This is a genomic window from Pseudomonas sp. C321 (assembly GCF_055407105.1).
Window position 1 is genome coordinate 82446 of the sequence record NZ_JBUZRB010000013.1, and the last position, 8061, is coordinate 90506.

6 protein-coding genes are annotated in these 8061 nt (G+C 61.4%); 1 reads left to right on the forward strand and 5 read right to left on the reverse strand.

What is annotated here, in order from left to right:
- Window positions 1-12: 12 nt before the first annotated feature.
- Genes ACZRJ6_RS24850 through ACZRJ6_RS24870 form a run of 5 tightly spaced genes read right to left on the reverse strand, consistent with a single transcriptional unit; the run spans window position 13 to window position 5242 of the window.
- Entirely contained in the window at window positions 13-717 is a 705-nt protein-coding gene (locus tag ACZRJ6_RS24850; RefSeq protein WP_463970515.1) for an energy transducer TonB family protein, read from the reverse strand.
- 3 nt (window positions 718-720) lie between these two features.
- Window positions 721-1146: an ExbD/TolR family protein gene (locus ACZRJ6_RS24855; protein ID WP_133103182.1), complete on the reverse strand. Its 426-nt coding sequence runs from the start codon at window positions 1144-1146 to the stop codon at window positions 721-723.
- Window positions 1147-1157: 11 nt separating this feature from the next.
- Window positions 1158-2957, reverse strand: a complete 1800-nt coding sequence (locus ACZRJ6_RS24860) for a DUF2341 domain-containing protein (RefSeq protein WP_463970516.1) — start codon at window positions 2955-2957, stop codon at window positions 1158-1160.
- 24 nt (window positions 2958-2981) lie between these two features.
- The gene (locus ACZRJ6_RS24865; protein ID WP_463970523.1) at window positions 2982-4580 is read right to left on the reverse strand and encodes a ShlB/FhaC/HecB family hemolysin secretion/activation protein; all 1599 of its coding nucleotides are present in this window, start codon (window positions 4578-4580) and stop codon (window positions 2982-2984) included.
- 59 nt (window positions 4581-4639) lie between these two features.
- Complete coding sequence (locus ACZRJ6_RS24870) at window positions 4640-5242, reverse strand: transposase (protein ID WP_463970524.1); 603 nt, start codon at window positions 5240-5242, stop codon at window positions 4640-4642.
- Window positions 5243-5655: 413 nt separating this feature from the next.
- Between ACZRJ6_RS24870 and ACZRJ6_RS24875 the strand changes: the two genes are divergently transcribed.
- A partial coding sequence (locus ACZRJ6_RS24875) for a DUF6531 domain-containing protein (RefSeq protein ID WP_463970525.1) occupies window positions 5656-8061 on the forward strand: 2406 nt, incomplete at its 3' end.

Genomic DNA, 8061 nt, shown 5'->3' on the forward strand with positions numbered 1-8061 from the left:
AAAAGGGTTCGATCAATCCGGGCGCCGGCCCTTGAGGGACAGACGTACCGGCAGGGTCAGCGAGGCCGGCGTGCGCTCCTTGAAGCGCGGCGTGGCACGCAAGGCTGCCAATATCTGGGCGTCGGTCTGGGCATCGCCGCTGGACTTCGCAAGCTCCACGCGGGTGACTTGGCCATCAGCGCTCAACCACAAATCGGCCTGGACCGCGTAGGCCTTCTTGCGCAGCTCCGGGTCTTCACGCAGCAGGCGCTGGAAGACGCCGGCCAGGTACTGCTTGAACGTCCCGGTTCCCAAGCCGCCACCAGAGCCGGCCATGCCGCCGCCCTTGCCTGCGCCGATGTTGAAACCGTCGTTGCCGGCCTGGGCATCACCGTCGATTTGCATCGGGTTGGCCAGGTCATCGGCGGGGCTTGGTGGAGCTTCTTCCTCGGGTTTGACCTCGTCGGGGGTGGGCGTTGGTTCTGGCTCAGGCACCGTTTCTTCCACCTGGGGCTCGGGTTCCTTGGGTTTTTCCGGTGGCGGCGGTGGCGGTGGTGGCAACGGAATAATCATTGGCACCTTGGGCGCTTCACGGCGCACGCCGCTCATGTCATTGGCCCATTGCCAGAGGAACCAGGCCGCCACAGCGGTCAGCAGCAGGCCTGCGCCCCACTTCAGCAGGCGCAACGTCGGCTTGTTCTTCACAGGCATGGGTGGGCTCGGGATCTGTGCGGTCATGGCTCAGCCCTGGCTCGGTTTGCCGGTGACCAGCCCGACCTGGGACAGCTCAAGCCGGCGCAACAAGTCGAGCACCTCGATCACCTTCTGGTACTGCACCAGGGCATCGCCGCGCACGATCACCGGAAAATCCGGGTTCAGCGCCTTCTCGATGCGCAGGCGCTCTTCCAGCTCACCGAGGGTCACCGGGTAGGCGTCGAGGAACACCTGGCCGCCGTCATTCACCGAAATGGCCTTGGTCTTGGCCTCGGACAGCGACACCGAAGCACTGGCCTTGGGCAAGTGGATCTGAATCCCCGAGACCTGGGCGGTGGCGGTGAGGATAAACATCACCAGTACCACCATCAGCACGTCCACCAGGGGCGTGATATTGATGCTGTCGACGGGCGCATCATCGTCATCGTCGTGGGAGGCATTCACGGAAGCCATGCTGGTTCTCCTCAGGCCGATACGGTGACGTGGTGGCCGCGCGTATGCGCCGCTTCACTGGACTGGCTTTCGCCGTGCATCTCCGCCAGGCGAGTGATGAACTCGTCGACAAATACGCGCATGTCGGCGCTGACTTCCTTGTTGCGGGTAATCAGCCGGTTGTAGCCAAACAGCGCCGGAATCGCGACGAACAGGCCCATGGCCGTGGCCAGCAAGGCCGCCGCCATGCCGGGGGCGATGGCGTTGATGTTCACATCGCCGGCCATGGCCGTGCCAAGGAACACCACCATGATCCCCAGCACCGTACCCAGCAGGCCGATATACGGGCCACCGGCGATAGCGTTGGAAAGCGTCGAGAGCTTGGAACTCAGTTGCTGGTTTTCGCGGGTGCGCACGCCATCCATGGAGCAGCGGATGGCCTCGATGGTCGCCGCCGAGACCGACGTGGTGTCGGCGCCCTGGGCACGGCGGGTACGAATTTCCTTGACCGCCACGCGGTACAGGCGCCACAGCGAGGAATAGGTCAACCGCTCGGCCAGCACAGCGTCGTCGTAGTACATTTCCAACCGTGTACCGATCTGCGAAAACTGTTCGCGGAAGATCTCGTTGGCGCTGCTGACCCGGCTAACCATGCGGTTCTTGCGGATCATGATGACCCACGACTGAAACATCATCGCCACCAGCACCAGGATGATCACCCAGGCGTCGACCGGCACGGCGTTGAGCAAGAAACCCAGGCTGCCGAAACCGAAGCCCGACTGCTCTTCATCGACCCCGTAAGCCACCAGTTTCGACTCAGCGCCCTGGGCGCTGGCATCCGCCAGCAACAGGTTGGCCGGACGAGCGACCTTGGACAGGCGCAGTTCATCCATGGCCCCGGCCAATGGCAGGAAGCTGCTGATCGCTTCCGGCAGATCAGCACCGATGGCCAGCTGCGAATTGAACGCCGGCATCGCCATGGCCAGGGTCGCGGTTTCGCGGCCATTGACGTACAGCGTCACCTTGTCGCCCTCGGCCGTCAGTGCCAGGTGCTGCCATTGGCCGGGGTTCAACGGCTGGGTCGAGACCGCGCGCTGACCGTCGATTTCCACGAACGGCATGCCTTGGTTCAAACCCAGCAGCAGGCTGACTGCGCCTTCGCGACGGGCCAGCACCACTTGTTCACCATTGGCCTGGTCCAGACGCAGCCAGGCACTGAAGGTAAACGCGCTGCCGGCGTTGTGTTGCAGCGATGGGCTGGCGGGCAGCAGCAACGGCTGGCCGTTAAACTGCAATGCACGACCGATCACCCCGTCGATGCTGGCGCCGATAGCGTTCAGCGCGGTGTTGCCGTAGACCGTGGTGTCGCGGGGCAGCGTGCCGTTGGCACCGTCAAAATGGTAGAGCGCGGTGTAGTTTGGATCGAACGTCAGTTGACCGTTGGCGGTGGCCGAGGCCTTCTGGTTACCGTAGTACATCCACAGGTCCTGGCGCTGGGCGCCTTCGACCTTGGGCACATCAACCCAGATCAACGCCATGCCCATCAGCGGGTCAAAGCTTTCGATCTGGTGGTTGAACACGGTCTTGTCGTCGGCGCTGACAAAGCGCAGGTCGGCGCCGTCGTCCTTGACCCCGTCGAAGGTGAAGTTGCCGGTGTGCAGACGCACCAACAATGCGGTGCGGCCCAGGGCCTGGTTGATCGCCGCTCCCTGGGGGGTGGTGTCCACCGAAATTTGCTTGCGGTAATGCCAGTCGTCCTGCCACCAGGCATGGGCGGTGGCCGGGAGCGCGAAGCCCAGGCAGATCAACAGGCTCAGAAATAGGCGTTGCATGTGAAGGGATCTCCGTAAAAAGGGTCAGAAAGTCGCCTGCACACTGAAGTGCAGTCGCGAGTCCTGTTTCTGGGTGTTTGGTCCATCGAGCAGCGGATAGCCCCAATCCAGGCTGCCGGACAACCACTTGCTCAAACTGGCGCGGGTGCCCAGGCCGACACTGGCCAGGCTGTATTCATCTTCTTGCTCGGGCAGTGGGTCATGCAGGCGCAAGCGAGCGCCTTCGGCGAAGGCGTAGAAGCGCCACTCCTGCACATAACTGCCGAGAAACTTGGCCAGGGACGGCGTGCGCAGTTCCTGGGATAACAGGTAGCCTTCATCGCCGGTGCGCTCGGCGGCCAAGTACCCGCGTATCGAAGTAGCGCCGCCAGCGGAGTACTGCTCGTTGGATACCAGGGGCCCTGAGGCCAACTGGAAACCGGCCTTGGACGCCGACTGCCAGTCGCCGGTAAAGGTGTAGGTGTAATTCAGGTCGCCCTTGAGCACGGCAAAACTGGGGCTGGCTTTGTCACGTTTGTACTGGAACTCTTCGTCATCGCTGCCGTAGCCGAAAAATGCCCGGGTGCCGACCACCAGGTTCAAACCCAGCCCCAGTTGCGAGTTGTCGCTGTAGCGGTAGCCGTTGTAGCCGAAGGTCAACGGTGCGTACTTGAGTGGGATCTGGTCGCTGCTGGCGCCAAACTTCATCTGCTCATCGAAGTCCTTGAAGTCCACCCCCACCGACAGCGAGTTGGCCCAGTTGCCCGCCGCCGGCAGGTTGTAAATGGCCGACACACCGTAGGAGTGGCCCTTGCCGAGGACGTTGCTGCCGCCGATGGTCGCGATGTTGCTGTCGGACTGATAACCGGAGAACTGCAAGGTCCAGCGCTCGCTCAACGGCGCGCTATAGGAGCCCGACCAGACCTTCGCGTTTTCACTGTCCTGTGGCGCCGTGAAGTAAGTCAGGGAAACGCTGTGGCCCAGTTGCCAGAGGTTGTCGTAACCCAGGGTGGTGACGCTGCGCAGCTTCTCGGTGTCGGCGCTGTAGTCGTTGTTCAGGCCGATACTGGCGTGCCAGGGATTCTGGTCTTCGACTTGCAGGTCGACGTCCATGGTGCCGGGGCGCTGGCCTTCGCGCACCAGCGGCGTGACCTGGCGCCCGGCGCCGCGATTGAGGCCGGCCAACTGGGTTTGCACGCGGGCGAAATTCGGTACGGCCCCTTCCTTGAGCGCGGGAACTTCGTCGCGAATTTCAACGGGCGAATAGTGCTTGGCACCGACCACCCGCACCCGCCCGACGGTGGTCTCGCTGACTTGCAGGTAGACGATGCCGTCATCGACTTTCTGCTCCGGCAGCTCGACAAACACCGACTGGTAGCCGCGTTCCTGGTAGATCTTCTGCAAGGCATCGCGAGCGCCCTCGATATCTCCCAGGGTTTTTTGCGGCCCCAGGAACGGGTACACCGCCTCCTCGATGGCCCGGGCATCGAGCACGGTATTGCCGCGCACGAAGTACTCATTGACGTCCACCAGCCGCACCGGAGCCTGGGGCTCGGCGCCCTCCTCCTCGGCCTGCACCGGCTGCGCCAGTGCTCCCAGCGTCAGCCAGCACAGCGCCAGCGTTGACTTGAACAGATGCTCCACACCGCCCCCTAGATTGCTGAAAATATTCGCCGTCGCTGTCTGCACAGCGTTTGGCCTGCTCAATGGCTGGATGCCTTGGTGTTGATGTGCCGTGCCAGCCAGGTATGCAGCAAGGCGAAGTTCAGCGAGAACTCCGGCATGTGCAGCAAGGCGCCACAGAACACTTCACCGATGATTTTCTGGATCAGCTGCACCGCCTGCGGGTTGTCCAACAGCGTGGCGATGTCGCGTTGCAGGACGTTGATGCCCCAGACTTTCTGGTGGAGGTCCAGGCCGACGAACCAGCGGAACAGCAGGTTGTAGTTGAGCTGTTCGTGCAGTTGCTGGTCGCTGGGGACCGAATACAGCAGTTGCAGCAAAAGGATTTGCAGCACGGTGCGGGGAGCAATCAACAGGCCAGGCTCGGTGTTGAGGGCCTGGAGCAGGTCGCGGTGCTGGTCGAACACCTCGTCGATCTGCGGGCGCAGCAGCACCAGCGAGTGGCCTGCGGGGATGTAGTTGGAGACTTCTTTCAGGGCGCCTTGCCAGTCGTCCTGAGAAACGATCCAAACCCACGGCGCGCCGTAGCGATAGACCGAAACCGGCTTTTTGCGCGCGGCCTCGACGATCTTCGACAGGCGCTGATCGAGCTCTTGCATGCCTACTTTCGAGTAACGTTCCATAGTGCCCATCCCGCCCTGCTCCTGGCTTGCTGCTACCGGCTGAAAAAGCGCCTTGCGGCGGTCTCAAGCGCGTTACATAGGCAAGACGGGGGTGGGGTGGAGCTACCGAACTTTTGTCATAAAAGCTTCATTCGGGGGCGAGCTGGTAGCGGGTCGGGATCTTTTTGTTGGAGTGCATATCCGTTGCTGCGGTAACGGCTACTTGGGGTCCGGAGGTTTGAAACCACGCTGCTTTTTAACGAAACGTCCTACCACGCGGCCAGATAACCTCTACTCCCCGGCCTTGTAAACCTCTGCAAAGTCTCTCGCCTGATCACTCAGCGCGAGGGAACGCCGATGCTTTTTCCAATTGACGCCCTACCCAATGGGCCTGCCTTTTGAATCCCGCCATTGGCTTTATGGTCCTGGCGGCGATGGACTCGAAGACGCGCGACGTCGATTCGGTCCTCAGCGACTTCAGGCAATGCCTTAACACCTATGACGAGTGGGCCGAGAGCTTCTGGAGCTTTTCGGCGCTGGATGTCGACCAGGTGTTCAAGGTGGGGGATGAGGTCGCGCTGGTGACGCCCGTTACCCGCTCTCTCCTTCCCAGCAGCACCGTCGCCATGTGCAAGGCCAGTGGTTCATTGACGCTGGTGCACATGTTCCAAAGTGCTCGCTTTGTGCCGATTGGTAATACGCCGGTGATGCTGCAAATGGTCTCCAGGGACGGTGGACCGCTCGGCGACCCCATCCATAAAACCATCGGCCCCAGCGGCATTCTTGAAGTCACTGAGTGCACCCGTGACCAGCAGTATCGGGTCAGCTTTTATCCCAACGTTTCCAGGGATCACGTCAAGGCGCTGTATGCGTCCTATCAGGCGCAGATCAGCTTGCTGGAAGGCAGCTTGCGCGGTGAGTGGGCGGACACGTTCAAACCGATATGGGAGAGCTACTCCAAGGCCGGTGTTGTCGAGCGTTACACCTCGCTGCAACTGGCGTATGCGCAGGGATTTGGAAACGTGCTTTACGGTCTCTGGGACGGTATTGCGCAATTGTATAAATGGTTGGCAGACGTCAAGCCCAACAGCGAAAAACTGCTGCAGTACCTGTCGCAAACCGAGCTTGAGGCACTGCTGCAACTGAGCAACGAGGCGATTGCCAACGGCCTGCTGATCCTGAGCGATGAGCCGCTGCTGTTCATCTACCTGTCGGCGATGGTCAGTTGGATGCGCATGCTGCCGCCGCATTACATGATTGAGTTGCTGAGCGAAATCACCGCCGAGGTGCTGCTCAATCTGCTGTTGCTGCGGGCCATCGGCGGTATGGGCGTAGCGGTACGCATGGGCACGCAGGTGCTGGGCAAGGTCAAATCCGGCCGTGCGCGGGAGTGGCTGGAACAGATGGCCAGGTTGGGCGGTACGGCCCGGATGGATGAGCATGCCGAGGTGCTTAAGCCGGTATCGCTTAAGAGTCATGCGGTACCGGTCAAGGCCGCGAGTGTGCCGCTGAAGGTAGGCACGGATGAGGTTTCGAATCCGGCACCGATGGTGCGAGAGCCGAAGACGGCACGTACATCGCTGGTGAGGCAGGAGCCTGTCGACGATGTGCCCTCTTCTGCGAAAAACCCTAACGGCGATGCCGCGGCTGGTGCGGACAAGACCGTGACCAATGGTTGCCCGGTGTCGATGGTTACCGGTGAGGAACTGCTGACCCTCACCGATGGCGAGCTGGACGGGCTTCTGCCGTTTGCCTGGACAAGGGTGTATCGCACCAGTGCCGTGGAAGTGGATTGTGGGTTGGGGTTTGGCTGGAGCCATTCGCTGGCCCAGCGGCTTTCTGTGATTGGCGAGTCGGTGGTGTGGACCGATCACGAAAATCGCAGCACGACGTTTGCATTGCCCTCTGTTTCGCGGCCGGCGATCAGCAATAGCCTGGCGGAGGCGGCGATTTATCTGGGTTCTTTGCCTGATGAGTTGGTGCTGGCTCAGGCGTCGCTTTTCTACCACTTCCGCGACGGCGTGCTGACATCGATCAGCGACGCGTATGACAACCGCCTGCGTATCTCCCGCGACTTTTCAGGACGGATTCAACGGCTGGATAACGGCGTCGGGCAGGGGTTGCTGCTGCGCTATGACCGGGACCATATCGTTGCAGTTGACTACCAGGTACAGCGTGCTGAGGAGTATCAGGAGTACGTCTGGGTTACCGAGCAGAACGTTGTTTCCTACCGCTATGACGACGCTTGGCGGCTGATTGAGGCAACTAATGCTGTAGGCGAAAGCGAGCGGTATCGGTACGACGATCAGCAGGTGATCCTGGAGCGGGAACTGGCCGGTGGGGCGAGTTTCTTCTGGGAGTGGGAACGGTCTGGCAAGGCTGCGCGCTGCATCCAGCACTGGGCCAGCTTTTCGCAGATGGACACGTGTTATGCCTGGGACGACAACGGCAGTGTCACCGTCCATAACGCTGATGGCAGTCAGGAAGTGTACGTCCACGACCAGCGCGCGCGGCTGGTGCAGCGGATTGATCCGGACGGCGCTGAGCACTTCAAATCCTACGATGAAAAAGGCCGGCTGACGGTCGAGCAGGACCCGCTCGGGGCGGTGACGGCGTATCAGTACGACGAAGCTGGTCGGATGACTGCGCTGTTTCCAGGGGACGATGAGCCGACATCCTACGAGCATGACAACGGTTTCGTTCGGGTCGTACGCCGTGGTGAAACCGTCTGGAAATACCAGCGTAACGATCAGGGCGATATCACCCGCAAGACTGACCCTGACGGCAATGTCACCGACTACACCTACAACAAACACGGAAAGCTCACCGGCGTCTGGCAT

Bases quoted from the DNA above. Each gene is read 5' to 3' on its own strand.
- ACZRJ6_RS24850 (WP_463970515.1), bottom strand. From the start codon at position 717: ATGACCGCACAGATCCCGAGCCCACCCATGCCTGTGAAGAACAAGCCG.
- ACZRJ6_RS24855 (WP_133103182.1), bottom strand. From the start codon at position 1,146: ATGGCTTCCGTGAATGCCTCCCACGACGATGACGATGATGCGCCCGTC.
- ACZRJ6_RS24860 (WP_463970516.1), bottom strand. From the start codon at position 2,957: ATGCAACGCCTATTTCTGAGCCTGTTGATCTGCCTGGGCTTCGCGCTC.
- ACZRJ6_RS24870 (WP_463970524.1), bottom strand. From the start codon at position 5,242: ATGGAACGTTACTCGAAAGTAGGCATGCAAGAGCTCGATCAGCGCCTG.